Below are 18,504 nucleotides of genomic sequence, written 5' to 3' on the forward strand. Positions count from 1 at the left end.
CGGTGGATCGGTGGATCGGTGGATCGGTGGATCGGTGGGCCCGTCGACCCGCTGACCGGAGAACCGACCCGAGCGGCCGTACGCGCGTGGCGTACGGCCGCTCGGCCACAATCCGACGAGACGGTCGGACGGCGCGACATTTGCCACCTCTCCCCCACCCCGGCCGGTGACGCTGGTTTGCGGCGCGCTCCGGGCCCGCCCGGAGCGCGCCGCAATCGCTTTCCCCGGGCCCCCACCCCCACCCCCACCCCTCCCTCCACCTCCACCTCCACCACCCCCGCCCCTACCCCTTCCCTGCCCCACCTTGTGGAGGAAGGAGGAGAGCGGGGGTCACAGGGGCGGGGCGCGGGGCTTGGCGGCGGAGTGGGCCTGGCGACTGGAGCGAGCGGAGTGGGCGCCGTGGGCGGGCTGGGGGTGGACGGCGACAGCGAGACTGGACGGGGAGTCACCGACCACGGCGATGTCGCCCGCGCGGTCGGTGCGCAGGACGGTGGCGCCCAGCGCGCGCAGCCGCTCCACCGTGCGCGGGGACGGGTGACCGTACGCGTTGCCCTCACCGCAGGAGATCAGGGCCAGCCGCGGCCGCAGCGCCGCGGTCAGGTCCCAGTCCTGGTGCGCCGAGCCGTGGTGCGCCACCTTCAGCACGTCGACCCGACCCAGACGGCCCAACAGGGCGGACTGCGCGGGTGGTTCGAGGTCACCGAGCAGCGCCATCCGCAGACCACCGGCCAACGAGACCAGCAGCGCCACACTCGCGTTGTTCGCGCCGGGCGCCTCCACGGCCGCCACGGGATCGGGCCACACCACGTCCCAGGCCAACCCCGCACCCGCCGACCGCCGTTCACCACGACCCGCCCGCAGCAACGGCACCCCGGCCCCGGCCACCCAACCGGCCACCCGGGCCACCTCTCCCGGCGGCTCGTCCAGTACCGTGCCCTCGGCCGCACCGACCTCACGACCCCGCAACACCCCCGGCACGCCCTCGACATGGTCGGCATGAAAATGCGTCAGCAGCAGAAGCGGCACCCTCGTGATCCCGAGGTCGCGCAGGCACCGGTCCGCGGCGCTCGGGTCCGGCCCCGTGTCGATCACCACCGCACTGTCCGACGCATCGCCCCGAAGGACCAACATGTCTCCCTGCCCGACATCGCACATCGCCAGCCGCCACCCCGGCGGCGGCCAGCCGGTGGCGATCCGGGCGAGCTGCGGCGGGCGCAGCAACACGGCCAGCAGTACCACCAGCAGGGCGCCCGTCACCAGCGCCCGGGCCCAGCGGCGCCGGGTTCGGGCCCGCCGGCCGGGCTCCGCCCGCCGGGGCAGCAGGAGAGGCGCCGCCCAGCAGACGGCCAGGGTGGCGAGGGCGACCGTCACCGTCCCGAACCAGCCCCCCGGCCAGGAGAGTTGGCCGCCCGGCAGCTCGGCTCCGCGGCGCGCCACCAAGGCGAGCCAGCTGGCCGGCACTCCGGCCGGTTCGGCGAGCAGGCGGGCCAGGGACGGGAGGAACGGCTGCAGGACGAGCACCCCGAAGCCGAGCAACGTCGCCGGGGCCACCGCCAGTTCGGCCAGCAGATTGCACGGGATCGCCACCAGGCTGATGTGTCCGGACAGCACCACCGTCACCGGCGCGCACAGCGCCTGTGCGGCCGCCGTCGCGGCCAGCGCGCCCGCCAGGTGGTGCGGCCAGCGTCGGGCCCGCAGGGCCTCGGCCCAGTGTGGCCCGAGGACGAGCAGCCCCGCGGTGGCGAGCACCGAGAGCAGGAAGCCGAAGGAGCGGGCCAGGAACGGGTCCAGCAGGACGAGGACCAGCACGGCTCCGGCGAGCGCGGGTACGGCCTGGCGGGGGCGGCCGGTGGCCAGGGCCAGCATGCCGATCAGTCCCGTTCCCGCCGCCCGCAACACGCTGGGCTCGGGTCGGCAGACGGTGACGAAGGCCAGCGTCAGCGCCGTGCCCAGCAGGGCGCTGACGCGCAGCGACAGCCCCAGCACCGGGGCCAGCCCGCGCCGTTCCGCGGTGCCGGCCTGGCCGGGTGCGCCGATCAGCACGCCGAGGACGACGGCCAGGTTGGCCCCGCTGACGGCCACCAGGTGCACCAGGTCGGTGGCCCGGAAGGCGTCCACCAGATCGTCGGGCAGTCGGGAGGTGTCGCCGACCACGAGCCCCGGGAGCAGCCCGCGCGCGTCCGAGGGGAGCCCGTCGGATGCCGTGCGCAGGCCCTCGCGCAGCCGCCCGGCGATCCGCTGCGGCAGGCTCGGCGGCGCGAGCTGCCGGGGCGGGCCGTGGACGGCCAGCAGCGCCGCGGACTCGGTGCCGTGGCCCTCCCCCGCCGGCCGGACTTCGGCCTCCGCGGCCAGCCGCTCGGACGGGAGCAGCCGCAGCCAGCGCTCGCTCTCCGGTCCTCGGACCATGACGGTCACCGGGGTGTGGGTGCGGGTGGCCCGCCCGTCCGGGAGGACCGTGACGCGGTCGGCCACGGCCTCCACGGTGAGCAGGGTCTGCCCGCCGGTGGTGGTGCCGCGGGAGGTGTGGACCTTCGGGTCCCCCTCGACGGTCAGCTCCACCTCCACCGCCGGGGCGGGCGTGCCCGCGGATCGCGGCAAGGCGTGCTCGGCCGCACGGGCGAGCTCCGGCAGCGGCCCCCGGTGCAGGTCGGCGGTGTGCAGCGGGGTCGCGATCGCGGCCGCCGCTCCGGTGAGCAGGACGGCGGCGAGGGTCACCGCGGCCCCGCGCCGACGCAGGAGGCCCGGTCGGACGAGCAGCGGGACGGCCGCGAGCACGGCGACGCCCGCGAGCGAGCGGAGCAGGACCTCGGACCCGGGTTCCAGGGGTAGCAGCGCCGCCGTGACCACCCAGGCCGAGACGGCGGGGAGCAGCAGCCGGAAGTCGGCAGCCGAGGAGCGAGGGCGCGGGAGCGCTGCGGTGACGGCGGACATGGCGGTGCCTCCCTTCGGCGGTCAGCGAGTTCATGCATCGGGAACGGAATGAGCGTCAAGGAGTCAGAGCGTCAGCAACGGGCGGAGCTCCGCGAACGTACGGGTCCCGATCCCGCTGACCTGCCGGAGCTGGTCGACCGTGCGGAACAAGCCGTGCGAGGTGCGGTAGGCGAGGATGCGCTGGGCGAGGGTCGGGCCGACGCCCGGGAGGGCGTCGAGCTGTTCGAGGGTGGCGCGGTTGAGGCTGACGGGTGGTCGGGGCGTGCCGGCCCCGGGAGGCCCGTTGGCGCCTCCGGAGAGCGGGACGGGAGCCGGCGCCTGCTCGCCGACCAGGATCTGCTCACCGTCCGTCAGCACGCGGGCCAGGTTGAGGCCCCTGGTGTCCGTCTCCGGCAGCGGACCGCCCGCCGCCCGCAGGGCGTCGGCCACCCGCGAGCCGCCGGGCAGGGTGTGCAGGCCGGGCAGGTGGACCCGTCCGCCGACGTCGATCACGACGGCGGCCTCCGCGCCCGGGCCCGCGGGGGCCTCGGGCGGCCCGGCCCCGGAGGCGGCCGGGGCGGGGGCGGAGGGCATGCCCGGCTCCGACGGCGCCGAGGCGACCGCGAGCGCCGGGACTGCCACCGCCTCCGGTCTGGCCAGCCAGAAGTGCTGCACGGCGTAACCCACCGCGAACAGCAGCAGGATCACCAACCCGGCCACCGCCCGCCGGTCGAGCGCCAGCGCCGTGGCGAACCGCAGCCGCGCCCGGTCACCCGATGCAGAGCCGGCGAGGTCGACCGCTCCCGGCGGCGCCGCCTCGGCCGGCAACGGTGGAGCGGCCCCCGGGGGCGGGGCAACACCCGCGGAAGGGCCACCCACCGGTTCCTCGCCCGCCGGTTCCTCGCCCGCCGGCAGCAGCGCCGCCATCCGCAGCCGTACCGTCTCGTTGATCGCTTGGCGCTTAGCCGCGCCCAGGCCCAAGGTCGTCATGGCGAGGACGCTAGGAGGCCGACGGCCGGCCCGCGGAAATTACCGAAACCCTGTGGATAACCCGGGGGTTGTGGATAAAAAACGTCACTCACACGAGTGGGAGGAAGCCGCGAAAGTTGACCGAGCCGCCGCCTCAGCGAGGCGCGACCACCACCGCGAGCAGCCCCGGCCCGACGTGCGCGCCGATCACCGCCCCCACCTCGCCCACGTACAGCTCCCGCAGCCCCGGCACCCGCGCCCGCAGCCGCTCCGCGAGCGGCTCGGCCCGGTCCTCGGCCGCCAGGTGGTGCACGGTGATGTCCACCTCGCCCTCCCCCGAGCGCTCGACCGCGATCTCCTCCAGCCGGGCGATCGCCCGCGAGGCCGTCCGCACCTTCTCCAGCGGTTCGATCCGCCCCCCGTCCAGGTGCAGCAGCGGCTTGACCGCCAGCGCCGACCCGAGCAGCGCCCGCGCCGCACCGATCCGTCCGCCCCGGCGCAGGTGCTCCAGGGTGTCCACGTAGAAGAACCCGCTGGTCCCGGCCGCCCGCCGCTCCGCCGCCCCGGCCGCCTCCGCCAGGCCCTGCCCGGCCGCGATCGCCTCGGCGGCCGCCAGCACCCCGTACCCGAGGGCCATGCCGACCAGCCGGCTGTCCACCACCCGCACGGGTACGGGTGCCTCGGCGGCCGCAAGCCGGGCGGCCTCGACCGTGCCGGAGAGCTCGCCGGAGATGTGAACCGAGACGATCCCCTTCGCCCCGGCCTCGGCGGCCGCCCGGTAGACGGCGGCGAAGGCCTCCGGGTTGGGCCGGGAGGTGGTCACCCGCTGTTTGGCGTGCAGCGCCTCGGCGACGTCCTTCGGGGAGATCTCCACGCCCTCGCTGAGGACCGAGTCACCGACCGCGACGCTCAGCGGGACCACCGTGATCCCGTGCCGGTCAAGGCTCTCCTGCGGCAGATAGGCCGTGGAATCGGTGACAAGTGCGAGGTCGGAGGGCATGAGCCGGAGGTTACTCCCCGTTCGTCCGGGAGGACAGCGCACTCCCGGACGCACCGGAAGGACCCGGGAAATCAGCCCGCCGAGGGCCCTGCCGAGGGCCCCGCCGACGGCTTCCGCAGCCGCTGCGCCAGCTTCACCAGCGGATCGGCCAGCCCGAGCAGCTCCTCCGCGCTCGGCCGCCCCTTCCCGTCCGTCAGCCCGGCCCGGGCCGCACCGGCACCACCGGCACCGGCACCGGCACCGGCACCGGCACCGGCACCAGACGAAGCACCAGGCACAGCACCAGGCACAGCACCAGCGGAGCCGCCCCCCGCGGTGTCCCAATGCCGCAGCGCCCCCGCCTCGCTCTCGCACTCCTGGCTCAGCCGGCTCAGCTCGTCGTCCGCGAACCGGTGCATCCGGTCCTGCGCCGCCCACCGCATGGTCTCGGCCGAATGGACGATCCGCTCCGCCCGCTCCCGCAGCTCCGGCAGCTTGGCCGCGATCCGCGCGGTGTCCGGCTCGCGCTCCAGCATCCGCAGCTCACCGTCCAGCTCCACCGCGTGGGCGTCGAGCCGGGTCAGCAGCGCGAGGGCCTCGCCGAGCTGGCCGTCCTGCGGCAGCCCGCTCTCCAGCACCTGCCGGGTGCCGTCCAGGGAGGTCCGCAGCTTGAGCCGGACGGTGGCGATCTGCGCGGGCGGGCCGACCTTGGTGTACGTCTTCGCCTTGAGGGTGGCGGTCTCGACGGCGCGCCGGGCGTTGGCCTCGTGCTTCTCGACCTTCGCGGCGACGGCCTTGGCCGCCTTGACCGTGCCGACCACGGCCAGGACGAGCACCGCGATCCCGAAGAGCAGGACCAAGCCGATCATCACGCCGAACACGTCCATCGCGCGTCACCTTCCGCCACCGGGTCGGCCCCACCGGGCCCAACGCGGGCCGCACTGCCGAGGGTTCCACCGTAGCCGCCGCACCCGGCCCGGAGACGGTCCGAACGGGCCCGACGGGCGGAGATCAGGGACGGATCCGGGATCTCCCCGAGGGCCCGGGACGCACCGGCGGCACCACAGCACCACCGCGCACCACCGCGCACCACCGCGCACCACCGCCCGAACGCACCGGGCGGGCGCCCCGAAGGACACCCGCCCGCTCAAGCCGGTCCCGGCCGCAGGCCCAGCCGAGAACTCAGCCGACCCCTCAGCCCGTCACGATGTTCACCAGCTTCGGCGCCCGCGCGATCACCTTGCGCACCGTCGCGTCACCGATCGCCGCGACCACCGCCGGGTCCGCCAGCGCCAGCGCCTCCAGCTCGGCGTCGGTGATGGTCGGCGCGACCTCCAGCCGGGCCTTCACCTTGCCCTTGATCTGCACCACGCAGGTCACCGCCTCGTCGACCACGTACGCCGGGTCGGCGACCGGGTAGTCGGCGTGCGCCAGCGACTCGCCGTGGCCCAGGCGGCGCCACAGCTCCTCGGCGATGTGCGGGGCCAGCGGCGCGACCATCAGCACCAGCTGCTCGGCGACCGCCCGCGGCGTGGAGCCGCGCTTGACCAGGAAGTTGTTCAGCTCGATCGCCTTGGCGACGGCCGTGTTGAAGCGCAGCCCGGCCATGTCGCCGCGGATGCCGTCGATCGCCTTGTGCAGGGCGCGCAGGGTCGCCTCGTCCGGCTGCTCCTCGGTGACGACCAGTTCGCCGGTGGTCTCCGAGACGATGTTGCGCCACAGCCGCTGCAGGAAGCGGTACGAGCCGACGACGGCCCGGGTGTCCCAGGGGCGGGAGACGTCCAGCGGGCCCATGGACATCTCGTACAGGCGCAGGGTGTCCGCGCCGTACTCGTCGGCGATGTCGTCGGGGGCGACGGCGTTCTTCAGGGACTTGCCCATCTTGCCGGCCTCGCGCTTGACCGGCTCGCCCTGCCAGGAGTACGTGCCGTCACGCTCCTCGACCTCGGCGGCGGGCACCGGGAAGCCGCGCTCGTCGCGGTAGACGTCCGCGGTGATCATGCCCTGGTTGAACAGCTTGTGGAACGGCTCGACGGAGGAGACGTGGCCCAGGTCGTGCAGCACCTTGTGCCAGAAGCGCGCGTACAGCAGGTGCAGCACGGCGTGCTCGGCGCCGCCGACGTACAGGTCGGCGCCGCCGGCCGGCTTGTCCGCGGTGGGGCCCAGCCAGTAGCGCTCGTTGGCCGGGTCGGCGACGGCCTCGGTGTTGGTCGGGTCGACGTAGCGCAGGTCGTACCAGCACGAGCCCGCCCAGTTGGGCATGGTGTTGGTCTCGCGGCGGTACTTCTTGACGCCGTCGCCGAGGTCCAGCTCGACGTTGACCCAGCCCTCGTTGCGCGACAGCGGGGTCTCCGGCGAGGAGTCCGAGTCGAAGGGGTCGTAGGTGCGCGGCGAGTAGTCGTCGACCTCGGGGACCTCGACCGGCAGCATCGAGTCGGGCAGCGCGTGCATCACGCCGTCCTCGTCGTAGACGATCGGGAAGGGCTCGCCCCAGTACCGCTGGCGGCTGAACAGCCAGTCACGCAGGCGGTAGTTGACGGTGCCCTCGCCGATGCCGCGCTCGGCCAGCCACGCGGTGACGGCGGCCTTGGCGTCGATGACGCTCAGCCCGTTCAGCGACAGGTCGCCTTCGGAGCGCGCGGAGTTGACGATGACCGAGTCGTAGGTGTCGAAGGCGTCGTCCCAGGCCGCCGGGTCCTCGCCGCGCCCGTCGGTCGGCTCGACGACGCAGCGCATCGGCAGGCCGAAGGCGCGGGCGAAGGCGAAGTCGCGGTGGTCGTGGGCGGGGACGGCCATGATGGCGCCGGTGCCGTAGCCCATCAGCACGTAGTCGGCGATGAACACCGGGACGGACTCGCCGCTGACCGGGTTGACGGCGTAGGCGCCGGTGAAGACACCGGTCTTGACCTTGGCCTCGACCTGCCGCTCGACGTCCGACTTGGCGGCGGCCGCAGCGCGGTAGGCGGCGACGGCCTCGGCGGGGGTGGCGGCGCCGCCGGTCCACTCGGCGGGCACGTCCTGCGGCCAGGCGGCGGGGACGATCGAGTCGACCAGGCCGTGTTCGGGCGCCAGCACCATGTAGGTGGCGCCGAACAGGGTGTCGGGCCGGGTGGTGAAGACGGTGATCTCGCCGGAGTCGACGGCGAAGTCGACCCGGGCGCCCTCGGAGCGGCCGATCCAGTTCCGCTGCTGCAGCTTGATGGCCTCGGGCCAGTCCAGCAGGTCCAGGTCGGCGATCAGGCGGTCGGAGTACGCGGTGATGCGCATCATCCACTGGCGCAGGTTGGACTTGAACACCGGGAAGTTGCCGCGCTCGGAGCGGCCGTCCGCGGTGACCTCCTCGTTGGCCAGCACGGTGCCCAGGCCCGGGCACCAGTTGACCGGCACCTCCTTGGCGTAGGCCAGGCGGTACTCGCCCAGGACCTCGTCGCGCTCGGCGGCCGACAGCTCGGCCCAGGCGCGCCCGCCCGGCACCTCACGCGAGCCGGACTCGAACTGGCCGACCAGCTCGGCGATCGGACGGGCCTTGCGGGCGTCCTCGTCGTACCAGGAGTTGAAGATCTGCAGGAAGATCCACTGGGTCCAGCGGTAGTAGTCCGGGTCGATCGTGGAGATCGAGCGGCGCGGGTCGTGGCCCAGGCCCAGCCGGCGCAGCTGCTGGCGCATGTTGGCGATGTTGGCCTCGGTGGAGACCCGCGGATGGGTGCCGGTCTGCACCGCGTACTGCTCGGCGGGCAGGCCGAAGGCGTCGTAGCCCAGCGTGTGCAGCACGTTGTGGCCGGTCATCCGCTGGTAGCGGGCGAAGACGTCGGTCGCGATGTAGCCCAGCGGGTGGCCGACGTGCAGGCCCGCGCCCGAGGGGTACGGGAACATGTCCATGATGAAGCTGTGCGGCTTCGCGGCGACGTCACCCGCGGACGGGTCGGCCAGCGCACCGGTGGGGTTGGGGGCGTGGAAGGTGCCCTCCTTCTCCCAGAGGTCCTGCCAGCGGGACTCGATGTCCGCCGCCAGCGCGGCGCTGTACCGGAACGGCTCGGTCGCGGTCTCGGCCGCGCCGGACGCAGGGGTCGTCTCGCTCATGGTCCTTCAAGCTCCATCGGTGTCAGTTGGCGAACCGCGCGACGCGGCCGGCCCGTGGACCCGGCCCATGACGCGGGCGGGGGCGGAAAACAAAAAATCCCCTCGCAGGAGGGGACGCCACGCCGACTCCGGCACCGCCCGAGGGCGCGGCCGGTCCTGGTCAGCGCGGCCGGCTAAGGAGCAGGCGCACGGTTCGCATGGGCTCAGGGTACCGCAAGCAGGTCAGGGCGCTTCCGGGGATACCGCACGGCGGACGGCACGCAGGGGCCCGGATCACCGCACCGCGAACGGCACGCAGGGGCCCGGATCACCGCACCGCCGCCCGCCCCGCCGCATCGAAGTCCCGCAGCGCCTTCGCCAGCCGCTCCGACTGCATCCCCGCCGCCAGTGAGCGCGCCTGCGCCACCGTGCGGGCCGCCTCGCGCTGGTCGCCGAGCCGCCGGTGGGTCTCGGCGAGCCGGACCATCAGCAGCGCCTTGGACCGGGCCCGCCCCGGCCCGAGCCCGGCGACGGCCTCGGCGAGCAGCGGCTTGGCCATCCGGCACCGGCCGAGCGCCAGCCGCCCCTCCCCCACCATCCCGGCGAGGTCGGCCCGGGCCTCCTCGGTGCCGGGCAGGCCGTCCAGTTCGGCGAAGGCCCGGGCGGCGACGGCCTCGGCCTGCTCGGCCTCGCCGCGGCGGCCGTGGGCGCGGGAGATCCGGCCGAGCTGGCGGGCCCGGGAGGTGGGGCTGAGCGCGGGGCCGTGGGTGTCCAGGGCGGTGCGCAGCGCGGAGACGGCGTCCAGGCCGCGCCCGCCGGCGCCCTGGGTGGCGAGCACCACCAGCGCGCCGAGCCCGGCGACGCCGAGCCTGGGGTCGCCGCTGACGTGGGCGGCGCGCAGCGCGGCGACGAAGGCCCGCTGGGCGGCGGCGTCGTGGCCGAGGTCGTAGGCGGCCCAGCCGGCCAGCCGGGCGAGCCTGCTGGCCGTTCCGTACAGCTCGCGGCCCAGCCGTTCGTCGTACGCGCCGAGCTCCAACAGCTTGGCCAGCATGGCGAGTTCGGCCCTGGCGGGGCCGAGGACGAGGCCGCCGCCGCAGGAGCGTTCGAGTCGCTGCTTGCTTCGGCAGGACAGGCCGAGCTCGCCGACCAGCCCGGGGTCGACGCGCAGCGCGCCCTCGCCGCCCCCGACCGGCGGCGGCGAGGAGGCGAGCCGTTCGGCGGCGTGGTCGAGGTCGGCGCTGCGGAACAGGTCGGTGAGGCGGACGGGTCCGGCGTCCGTGGCGGCCTCGCGCAGCGCGGTCTGGGCGGTGTCCGCGGTCCACGGGTCGGTGAGCAGCCGGGGCGAGAGGATCTTGGCACCGCGGTGGCCACCCATCCGTCCCCAGAGTTGCTCATAGGTGACGGCTATGCCCAGGGTGCGGCTGAGCACCTCGCAGACCGCCTGGTCGTGCGGGCTGCGCGGCACCATCCCGCGGTCGCGCCACTTGTACGGGGCGGTGGAGCTGATGGCCAGGCCCGGCGGCAGGGCGAGGCTCACCTCGCGGGCCAGCCGTTCCGGACTCCAGCCGAGCTGGTGCAGTATCCGGGCCAGCTCCTCGTTCCGCCTTCGCTGCAGATCGGCCATGGCACGACGGTAGCGGTCTTTCCCGCCCGCCCGCCGGTGGCATGGACACAACGGCGAAGAGCCGCCCCCCGTGACGGGAGGCGGCTCTTGATCACTGTGGAGCTATGGGGAATTGAACCCCAGACCTCTTGCATGCCATGCAAGCGCTCTACCAACTGAGCTATAGCCCCTTGACCTGCGATGTCACCGGGTTCCTCGGCCGTTTCCGTCCGTTTCCCTCGGCGACATCGACTACTTTACACGGTCCGGGGGGTGCTCCAGAAATCCGTTTCCCGAGGTGCGGCCGACACCCGCGGCCGCACCTCGAAAACCCGTCCTGCCACAAGCGCGTCCTGCCGCCGGCGCGGCCCGCCTCCGCCGCGCCCTACCGCGAACGCGCCTACCGCGCCGCCCGCCGGCTCCGCGCGGCGAAGCCAGCCCCGGCGAGCACCCCGACGGCGTTGACCACGAGGGTCACCTCCAACGCGTGCCCGGACTCGGCGGCCGGCGCCGGCAGGGCCACCTGCCCGAGGAACACCGAGCCGAGCACCGCGACCCCGATCACCTGCCCGAGCTGGATGACCGTCACCATCACCCCGCTGGCATCGGCCGCGTCCTCGGGCGCCATCCCCGCGAGCGCCCGGGCGAACAGCGGCGCGTAAGCGCACCCGGCGACCAGGCCGAGCGCGGCCATCTCCACCAGCGGTGCCGCCCCGATCTCGGCGCCGCCGCCGAGCAGCACCCCCAGCAGCAGGTAGCCGCCCCCGAGCAGCACGGCGGCGAACACCGGCAGCAGCCCGTGCAGCCGGCCCGGCAGCCGGTGCCAGTGCAGGCTGGACAGCCCGAAGCCGACCGCGACGGGCGCCGAGCAGAGCCCGGCGCGCAGCGCGCTGTGGCCGAGCGCGGCCTGCTGGTGCAGGGCGAAGGCGAACATGAAGCCCGAGAAGGCCGCCATGATCGCGAACAGTCCGGCCGCCGCCGGGCGCAGCCCGGGGGCGCGCAGCACCCGTCCGGAGATGAGCGGCTGTCCGCCGCGCCGGGCGACGCCCCGCTCGACCACCGTGAACGCGCCGAACAGCAGCACGCTGCCCGTGATCATCACCCAGCCCCAGGCCGGCCAGCCGAGTTCGTGGCCGAGCACCAGCGGCACCACCAGCAGGCCGAGCGCGGCGCCCAGCACCACCAGGCCGGGGACGTCGAAGCCGCGCGAGGCGTCGCCGGGCAGCCGCGGCAGCAGCCGGGCGCCGGCCGCCAGCAGCACCATCCCGATCGGCACGTTGACCAGGAACACCGGCCGCCACCCGGTGCCGAACAGGTCGGCGCTGACCAGCACCCCGCCGAGCACCTGCCCGAGCGCCATCCCGACGGCCAGCACCGCCGAGTAGAGGCCGAGTGCCCGGGTACGGGCGGCGCCGGTGAAGGTGCGCTGCAGCAGGCTCATCACCTGCGGCACCATCAGCGCCGAGCCCGCGCCCTGGAGCAGCCGGAAGGCGATCAGCCAGCCGGTGGCCGGGGCGAGGCCGCAGGCCAGCGAGGTGGCGGTGAAGGCGGCCAGGCCGAGCTGGAACAGTCGGCTGTAGCCGTAGCGGGCGCCGAGCCGGGCGCCGGTGATCAGCAGGACCGCGTAGGTGATGGTGTAGCCGGCGATCACCAGTTGCAGGGCGGCGCCGGAGGCGCCCAGGTCGGTGCGGATGGTGGGCACCGCGACGTTGACGATGGAGACGTCGAGCACGGCCATGAACTGCCCGCACAGGACGAGCGCGAGGAGGAGCCCCGGCCGTACCGCCGGGACCCGGGTGGTGCCTCCGGCCACGCTGGGCCGGATCTGAAGGTCCGTCATGGCGACCAGCCTGGGGCCGTGCCGGTACTGGTGGTTAGAGCCTGCTGATCCTGGTACTGGCAGCACCTGTATCGCCGGCGCGCGCTGCGGCACGATGGACGGCATGACCGTGCTTCAGGACCTGCCCACCGCGACGGGCGGCCGCGACCGCCGTCGGACCGAGCTGGCCCGCTTCCTGAAAGCCTGCCGGGCGCGAGTCACCCCCGAGGACGTCGGCCTGCCGCCGGGGCTGCGCCGCCGTACGCCGGGCCTGCGGCGCGAGGAGGTCGCGCAGCTCGCCGGGGTCGGGGTCACCTGGTACACGTGGTTGGAGCAGGGCCGTCCGATCAACGCGAGCGAGCAGGTGCTGCTGGCGGTGGCCCGGGCGCTGCGGCTGGACGGCACCGAGCGCCAGCACCTGTTCCGGCTGGCCGGTCTGGCCCCCTCGCCGCTCGCGCAGCCGGCGCCGCCGGAGCTGAGCCCGTCGATCCAGGTGATCCTGGACTCGCTCGCCCCGCTGCCGGCGGCGGTCTCCAACACCCGGTTCGACGTGCTGAGCTTCAACCGGCCGTACCGCTCGCTGTTCGGCACCGAGCGGATGCGCCCGTCCCACGGGGTCTTCTTCAACAGCCTCTGGTGCATGCTGACCACGCCGTCGTGCTGCAACCCGTGCGAGAACCCGGACGAGACCCTGCCGCGGATGGTGGCGGTGCTGCGCTCGGCGTACGGCAAGCACGTCGGTGAGCCGGCCTGGGAGGCCCACGTGCAACGGCTGTCGGCGCGCAGCGAGCTGTTCCGGGAGCTGTGGGCCCGCCAGGAGGTGGCCCCGCCGAAGACCCTGCTGCGGATCTTCCGCCACCCGGTGCTCGGCGTGGTGCGGCTGAACGCCACCTACCTGACGATGCCGGGCGTACCGGAGTGCTACATCGTGGTGTACGTCCCGGAGAGCCCGGACGACCGGGAGCTGGTCGAGCGGCTGAACTCCCTGCCGCCGGGCGGCTGGAGGCACACCTGCGAGCCGTAAGGGGCCGCAGGAAAGCCGAGGGAAGCCGTGGAAGGCCTTGGAAAGCCTTGGAAAGCCAGTGGAAAGCCGGCAAAACCCGAGAGGCCGCCACCCGGTGGGTGACGGCCTCTCGAACTACTGTGGAGCTATGGGGAATTGAACCCCAGACCTCTTGCATGCCATGCAAGCGCTCTACCAACTGAGCTATAGCCCCGCGACACGGACGACCCGGCCCCGGAATCCCGACTGCCACGACCGCCGATGCGGAGTGGAGCTATGGGGAATTGAACCCCAGACCTCTTGCATGCCATGCAAGCGCTCTACCAACTGAGCTATAGCCCCGCACTCACCGGATCTCCCGCTTCCCTTCCGGGCCGCGTTCCCTCCGTGCGAACGAGGAAGACTCTAGCTGGTCAGGCCCGGAACTGCGAAATCCGCCCTCTCCGGGCCCCAGCGAAGCCCCCGTCGCCCGAGTGCCGGCGCGCCCCGGCCGTCGGGACCCAACCGTCGGGACCCAACCGTCGGGACCGAGCCGTCGGGACCGAGCCTCAGGTGTCGTCGCCGATGACCGGCTGCGGGAGCGTGCCCGCGTTGTGCTCCAGCAGCCGCCAGCCGCGCGCCCCCTTGCCGAGCACCGACCAGCAGCAGTTCGACAGCCCGCCGAAGCACTCCCACAGCGCCGGCTCCAGGCCCAGCAGGCGCCCGAGCATGGTGCGGATGGTGCCGCCGTGGCTGACCACGACCAGCGTGCCGCTCTCCGGCAGCTTGGCGACGGCCTCCAGCACCACCGGCACCGAGCGGTCGGCGACCTCGGTGGACAGCTCCCCGCCGCCGCGCCGCACCGGCTCCCCGGCCGCCCAGGCCGCGTACTCCTCCGGGTAGCGCTCACGGATCTCGGCGTTGGTCAGGCCCTGCCAGGAGCCCGCGTAGGTCTCCCGAAGGCCCTCGTGGTGCCCCACGTCGAGCCCGGTGACCGCGGCCAGCTCCTCGGCGGTGCGCCGGGCGCGCTTGAGGTCCGAGGAGATCAGCAGGTCCGGGCGCAGGCCGGAGAGCAGCCGGGCCGCCCGCTGGGCCTGCAGGACGCCCTGACCGGTCAGTTCGATGTCCGTGCTGCCCTGGAAGCGCGACTCGAGGTTCCAGGAGGTCTGGCCGTGCCGCCAGAAGACTATGCGCGGGCCGCGCGCCTCCCGGGTCAGTGCAGGTCCTCGGGCTTGCCGAAGTCGTCGGCCGGGGCGACGGCGTTGCCGGCCTGGTCGGTGATGGCGTCGGGGCGGTTGCGCGAGGCCATGGCGTCCTCGGGCAGCGGGAGCTCGGGGCAGTCCTTCCAGAGCCGGTCCAGCGAGTAGAAGGAGCGCTCCTCGGAGTGCTGGACGTGCACGACGATGTCGAGGTAGTCGAGCAGGATCCAGCGGCCCTCGCGCTCGCCCTCGCGGCGCACCGGCTTGATGTCCAGCTGCTCGCGCAGCTGGTCCTCGATCTCCTCGGCGATCGAGCGGACCTGGCGGTCGTTGTTCGCGGAGGCGATCAGGAAGGCGTCGGTGATCGACAGCACCTCGCTGACGTCGAAGGCGATGATGTTGTGCGCGAGCTTGTCGGCCGCCGCCTGGGCGGCGACGGTGATGAGCTGCTGGCTGTGGTCGGTGACGGTCACGGTGTTCTTCCGGCTCGGCGGCTTGGGGCGAACCCCGGCGTGCGGCCGGGGGTCGCCTTCCAGGATCTCACGCCGCCCCGGCGGCCCCGGAACCGTTTTCCGGGGCCGCCGACGCCGGGCGCGGCCGAACCGGGCCCGGCCGCCGACGCCGGGCGCCGGCCGGAGGGGCCGGGCCCGACCGCCGGCCTACTGCTTCGGCGGCTGGTAGTCCTTGCCGAGCACGACCACCAGGTCCGCGTTCTGGGCGTCGCCCACCTTCTTCACCGCCGAGTCCGGCAGCCCCAGGCTGGTCGCCAGCGACTTCGCCGCGGCCTGCCGGGCGTCGTCGGTGTAGCGGATCTCACTGGCGGCCTGCGCGGCGGTCTTGGCGCCGCCCGGGATGAAGGTCAGGCCCGAGTTGACGATCTGGACCTGCGCGGCGGCCGCGGCCGCGTCGTTGCCGCTGGCGTCCTGCAGCGAGACCCGGGCCGCGGTGTCGCCGGCCGCCGTGGACTTCACGGTGCCGCCGAGCACGTCCTTGACCTGCTTGCCCGCGGTCGCCTCGTCCAGCCCGCCGTCCGGCTTGACGGTCAGCGCGGCGGTGCCGAAGTGGCCGTCCTTGGCCTGCTGGGCGAGCTGGGCGAGCACCCCGGCGAGGGCGTCCTCGGGCAGCGAGGGGTCGAGCACCGCGTTCATCCGGTGCACGTCGTCCTTGGCGTCCTTGAACTCGGTCGGCATGGTGCGCACCACCGCGTCCATCACCTGCCCGAACCGGGCCAGCTGGGCGTCCCGGTTCTCGCCCGGCGCCTGCAGGGTGGCGTACGCGACCGCGGCCTTCCCGCTGAGCAGGGTGTTCTTGCCCGCCGCGGACAGCAGCTTGCCGTCCGGCTTGCCGCCCTCGTGGGTCTCGGCGTTGGTGTCCACCCGGACACCGCCGAGCTGGGAGACCAGCATCTCCAGGTACGGGGTGTCCAGCCGCCAGGTGCCCGCCACCGGGGCGCCGAGCACGGTGGCCAGGCCGTCGCGGGTCGCCGAGGCGCCGATCGCGTCCATGGCCTGGCCGACGGTGGTCACCGGCGGATCGCCCGGGCCGGGCAGCCGCAGGTTGTCGGGCAGCAGCAGCACCGTGCCCTTGTGTCCGGAGGCGTCGTTGACCAGCAGCGCGCTGGACGTCTTGCCCTGCAGGTCGCGCAGGTGGACGACGTTGACCTGGCGCCCGCCGGCCGCGGCGGCCGCGGTCGGCTTGTCGCCGGTGAACCACAGGTAGCCGCCGACGCCGCCCGCCGCGAGCGCCAGCACCACACCGAGACCGACCAGGCGGTTGCGCAGCTTGCGGCGGCGCTCGGCACGCACCTCGCTGCGCGACTCGGCGAACTTCAGCCAGTCGATGACGTCCTCGGACTCCTCCGCCTCCTCGTCGACGAAGGTGAACTCGCCCGTGGTGTAGCTGTCCTTGGGCGCCCGGGAGCCGGCCTTGCCGGAGCGGGCCCCGGCGACCTGCTCGGAGGGCGCCTCGGGCTTGTCAGGGGCCGCCTCGGCGGCCGGCCGGGGGGTGCGCGGGCGCGGCGGCGGCACGGCGGCGGGAGCCGCGGGCTCGGCGGGAGCGGGCGCGGCCGCGGCGGCCGGGCCACCGGCCTCGGGCTGCGGCGGCTGCTGCGGCTCGGCGACCACCGGCGCGGCCTGGTACGGCCGCTGGTACCCCTGGTGGTACGCCTGCTGCTGGTAGCCGCCGTACGGGTCCTGGGTGTACACCGGCTGCCCGTACTGGTCGTACTGCGCCGACTGCTCGTACCCCTGCTGCTGCTCGTACCCCTGCTGCGGGTACCCCTGGTAGCCCTGCTGGTAGCCCGGCTCCTGCTGGTACCCCTGCGGCTGGTGGCCGACGTAGGTGCCCTGCCCGTACACCGGCTGCCCGTACTGGTCGTACTGCGCCGACTGCTCGTACGGCTGGTGCTGGTACCCCTGGTACGGCTGCTGGTACTGCCCGGTGGACCACTCCTCCGGCGTTTGCTGGCCGTTGCGCTCGCTCATGCGCCCACCTCGCTGCGCTCGGCGGCCGCTTCGCGAAACGCGCACCCTTCGATCGTTCGCTCGCTGCGCTCGCTCATGCGCCCACCTCGCTGCGCTCGGCGGCCGCTTCGCGAAACGCGCACCCTTCGATTGTTCGCTCGCTTCGCTCGCTCACTGACGCTCCCGGCTCAGGTCCCGTGCGGCGCGTACAGCGCCCGCTTGTCGATGTAGCGCACCACGCCGTCCGGGACGAGGTACCAGACCGGCTCGCCCTTGGCGACCCGGTTGCGGCAGTCCGTGGAGGAGATGGCCAGCGCCGGGACCTCCACCAGGGAGACCCCGCCCACCGGAAGTCCGGCGTCCGACAGAGTGTGCCCCGGGCGGGTGCATCCGATGAAGTGGGCCAGCGAGAAGAGTTCGTCGGAGTCGTGCCAGGTCAGGATCTGGGCGAGCGCGTCGGCTCCGGTGATGAAGAACAGGTCGGCGTCCGGGTGCAGGGCGTGCAGGTCGCGCAGGGTGTCGACGGTGTACGTCGGGCCCTCGCGGTCGATGTCGATCCGGCTGACCGAGAACTGCGGGTTCTCGGCCGTGGCGATGACCGTCATCAGGTAGCGGTCCTCGGCCGAGGTGACCTGCCGGTCGCACTTCTGCCAGGGCTGCCCGGTCGGGACGAAGACCACCTCGTCCAGGTGGAACGCGCTCGCCACCTCACTGGCGGCGACCAGGTGGCCGTGGTGGATCGGGTCGAAGGTGCCGCCCATCACGCCGAGGCGCTTCTTCACCGGTTCCGGTCCGCCGGGAATCCCGGCCTGCTCTCCCATGCCGCCACACCTTACGCGACGCCCGTTACGGTGCGGGAACGCCCGTGTGGGGGTTGCCCGCAGATGCGTGAGGGAGCGGCCGGCCTGATGGACGGACGCTCCCCTGGCGGTCCGTGGACCAGGCTCAGCGGTCCCGGTTGAAGCGGGTGGTGATGAAGAGCAGGAGCAGCAGGATGAACAGCGCGGCGCCACCCGTCAGGGCCGGGTTCAGGCTGTCGTGGTTGCCCCCCTCGCCCTCGGCGAGCAGGTTCAGAACGGGGAGTGCGGCAGCAGTGCTCATGGTCGGCGGGACCTTCTCGGCTCGGTGAACGGACCTGGGGGTTGTTCCGGGCCGGTGAGGGCCCACCCGTCATCGTACGGGGGGTTACACGGCAACCGCTCGGCGGCCCACCGCCACTGACCGGGCGTGAGCGGGCGAGGCGGACGGGCCGTCGAGAGGGGCGCGTGGGCGAACGCCCCGGCCGAGCTGCGAGGCGGCCGCGTGAGCGAGCACGGGGAACGCGGCGACCTACTGACCGCGGAAGGCGCGGGCCATGATCCAGACCAGCAGACCGATCCCCACGAGGGACGCGATCACGATGATCCGCAGGAACAGGCCCGGGCCGGCTTCGTCGGAGATGGGGGCGGCCAGGCTGACCAGCGTGTCGGTGGACATCTGAGGGGCTCCTCGAACTGCTCGGTACCGCGGCCGGATCCGGTCT

The 18,504-nt window shown here is 73.9% G+C and carries 14 protein-coding genes and 3 tRNA genes; 1 reads left to right on the plus strand and 16 read right to left on the minus strand.

Features of this window, described 5'->3' with window-relative positions; translation table 11 throughout:
• Positions 1 to 330: 330 nt before the first annotated feature.
• From ACZ3UD_RS26710 to ACZ3UD_RS26745, 8 genes are all read right to left on the minus strand, one after another.
• Complete coding sequence (locus tag ACZ3UD_RS26710) at positions 331 to 2,931, minus strand: ComEC/Rec2 family competence protein (RefSeq protein ID WP_465592731.1); 2,601 nt, start codon at positions 2,929 to 2,931, stop codon at positions 331 to 333.
• Between the two features lie 63 nt (positions 2,932 to 2,994).
• A complete protein-coding gene (locus tag ACZ3UD_RS26715; RefSeq protein ID WP_465592734.1) occupies positions 2,995 to 3,900 on the minus strand; it encodes a ComEA family DNA-binding protein in 906 nt (301 codons plus the stop codon).
• Between the two features lie 133 nt (positions 3,901 to 4,033).
• Positions 4,034 to 4,879, minus strand: coding sequence for a DegV family protein (locus tag ACZ3UD_RS26720; RefSeq protein WP_465592737.1), 846 nt, complete (start codon positions 4,877 to 4,879; stop codon positions 4,034 to 4,036).
• Positions 4,880 to 4,950: 71 nt separating this feature from the next.
• A complete protein-coding gene (locus ACZ3UD_RS26725) occupies positions 4,951 to 5,745 on the minus strand; it encodes a hypothetical protein (RefSeq protein ID WP_465592740.1) in 795 nt (264 codons plus the stop codon).
• Between the two features lie 307 nt (positions 5,746 to 6,052).
• Entirely contained in the window at positions 6,053 to 8,938 is a 2,886-nt protein-coding gene (gene leuS / locus ACZ3UD_RS26730; RefSeq protein WP_465592743.1) for a leucine--tRNA ligase, read from the minus strand.
• Between the two features lie 307 nt (positions 8,939 to 9,245).
• On the minus strand, positions 9,246 to 10,541 hold the full coding sequence (locus ACZ3UD_RS26735; RefSeq protein WP_465592746.1) for a hypothetical protein: 1,296 nt from the start codon (positions 10,539 to 10,541) through the stop codon (positions 9,246 to 9,248).
• Positions 10,542 to 10,638: 97 nt separating this feature from the next.
• Positions 10,639 to 10,711, minus strand: a tRNA-Ala gene (locus ACZ3UD_RS26740).
• 209 nt (positions 10,712 to 10,920) lie between these two features.
• Entirely contained in the window at positions 10,921 to 12,360 is a 1,440-nt protein-coding gene (locus ACZ3UD_RS26745; RefSeq protein WP_465592749.1) for an MFS transporter, read from the minus strand.
• 103 nt (positions 12,361 to 12,463) lie between these two features.
• Between ACZ3UD_RS26745 and ACZ3UD_RS26750 the strand changes: the two genes are divergently transcribed.
• Positions 12,464 to 13,363, plus strand: a complete 900-nt coding sequence (locus ACZ3UD_RS26750) for a helix-turn-helix transcriptional regulator (RefSeq protein WP_380613786.1) — start codon at positions 12,464 to 12,466, stop codon at positions 13,361 to 13,363.
• A 120-nt stretch (positions 13,364 to 13,483) separates the two neighbouring features.
• Here the strand turns inward: ACZ3UD_RS26750 and ACZ3UD_RS26755 are convergent.
• The 8 genes from ACZ3UD_RS26755 to ACZ3UD_RS26790 all read right to left on the minus strand — a co-directional run bounded on the left by ACZ3UD_RS26755 (position 13,484) and on the right by ACZ3UD_RS26790 (position 18,458).
• Positions 13,484 to 13,556 (minus strand) — tRNA-Ala (locus ACZ3UD_RS26755).
• A gap of 55 nt (positions 13,557 to 13,611) precedes the next feature.
• Positions 13,612 to 13,684: transfer RNA gene (locus ACZ3UD_RS26760), tRNA-Ala, on the minus strand.
• Between the two features lie 206 nt (positions 13,685 to 13,890).
• Complete coding sequence (locus ACZ3UD_RS26765; protein WP_465592929.1) at positions 13,891 to 14,538, minus strand: histidine phosphatase family protein; 648 nt, start codon at positions 14,536 to 14,538, stop codon at positions 13,891 to 13,893.
• On the minus strand, positions 14,535 to 14,993 hold the full coding sequence (rsfS, locus tag ACZ3UD_RS26770; RefSeq protein ID WP_387630898.1) for a ribosome silencing factor: 459 nt from the start codon (positions 14,991 to 14,993) through the stop codon (positions 14,535 to 14,537). The genes ACZ3UD_RS26765 and rsfS overlap by 4 nt, the downstream gene beginning before the upstream one ends.
• A 186-nt stretch (positions 14,994 to 15,179) precedes the next feature.
• Positions 15,180 to 17,003 (minus strand): LytR C-terminal domain-containing protein, encoded by a 1,824-nt coding sequence (locus ACZ3UD_RS26775; RefSeq protein ID WP_465592753.1) that lies wholly within the window; start codon positions 17,001 to 17,003, stop codon positions 15,180 to 15,182.
• A 167-nt stretch (positions 17,004 to 17,170) separates the two neighbouring features.
• Positions 17,171 to 17,803 (minus strand): nicotinate-nucleotide adenylyltransferase, encoded by a 633-nt coding sequence (gene nadD, locus ACZ3UD_RS26780; protein ID WP_380613789.1) that lies wholly within the window; start codon positions 17,801 to 17,803, stop codon positions 17,171 to 17,173.
• A 124-nt stretch (positions 17,804 to 17,927) separates the two neighbouring features.
• Positions 17,928 to 18,083, minus strand: coding sequence for a hypothetical protein (locus ACZ3UD_RS26785; RefSeq protein ID WP_355669510.1), 156 nt, complete (start codon positions 18,081 to 18,083; stop codon positions 17,928 to 17,930).
• Between the two features lie 228 nt (positions 18,084 to 18,311).
• Positions 18,312 to 18,458 carry a hypothetical protein gene (locus tag ACZ3UD_RS26790; protein ID WP_465592757.1) on the minus strand — a complete coding sequence of 49 codons (147 nt, stop codon included), beginning with the start codon at positions 18,456 to 18,458 and terminating at the stop codon, positions 18,312 to 18,314.
• Positions 18,459 to 18,504: the final 46 nt, after the last annotated feature.

It is taken from the genome of Kitasatospora sp. NPDC023118, assembly GCF_055560875.1.

Coding starts and splice junctions, on each gene's coding strand:
- ACZ3UD_RS26710 (WP_465592731.1), bottom strand. CDS start 2,931: ATGTCCGCCGTCACCGCAGCGCTCCCGCGCCCTCGCTCCTCGGCTGCC.
- ACZ3UD_RS26720 (WP_465592737.1), bottom strand. CDS start 4,879: ATGCCCTCCGACCTCGCACTTGTCACCGATTCCACGGCCTATCTGCCG.
- ACZ3UD_RS26775 (WP_465592753.1), bottom strand. CDS start 17,003: ATGAGCGAGCGCAACGGCCAGCAAACGCCGGAGGAGTGGTCCACCGGG.
- ACZ3UD_RS26745 (WP_465592749.1), bottom strand. CDS start 12,360: ATGACGGACCTTCAGATCCGGCCCAGCGTGGCCGGAGGCACCACCCGG.
- leuS (WP_465592743.1), bottom strand. CDS start 8,938: ATGAGCGAGACGACCCCTGCGTCCGGCGCGGCCGAGACCGCGACCGAG.
- ACZ3UD_RS26790 (WP_465592757.1), bottom strand. CDS start 18,458: ATGTCCACCGACACGCTGGTCAGCCTGGCCGCCCCCATCTCCGACGAA.
- ACZ3UD_RS26725 (WP_465592740.1), bottom strand. CDS start 5,745: ATGGACGTGTTCGGCGTGATGATCGGCTTGGTCCTGCTCTTCGGGATC.
- ACZ3UD_RS26735 (WP_465592746.1), bottom strand. CDS start 10,541: ATGGCCGATCTGCAGCGAAGGCGGAACGAGGAGCTGGCCCGGATACTG.
- ACZ3UD_RS26750 (WP_380613786.1), top strand. CDS start 12,464: ATGACCGTGCTTCAGGACCTGCCCACCGCGACGGGCGGCCGCGACCGC.
- ACZ3UD_RS26785 (WP_355669510.1), bottom strand. CDS start 18,083: ATGAGCACTGCTGCCGCACTCCCCGTTCTGAACCTGCTCGCCGAGGGC.
- ACZ3UD_RS26715 (WP_465592734.1), bottom strand. CDS start 3,900: ATGACGACCTTGGGCCTGGGCGCGGCTAAGCGCCAAGCGATCAACGAG.
- nadD (WP_380613789.1), bottom strand. CDS start 17,803: ATGGGAGAGCAGGCCGGGATTCCCGGCGGACCGGAACCGGTGAAGAAG.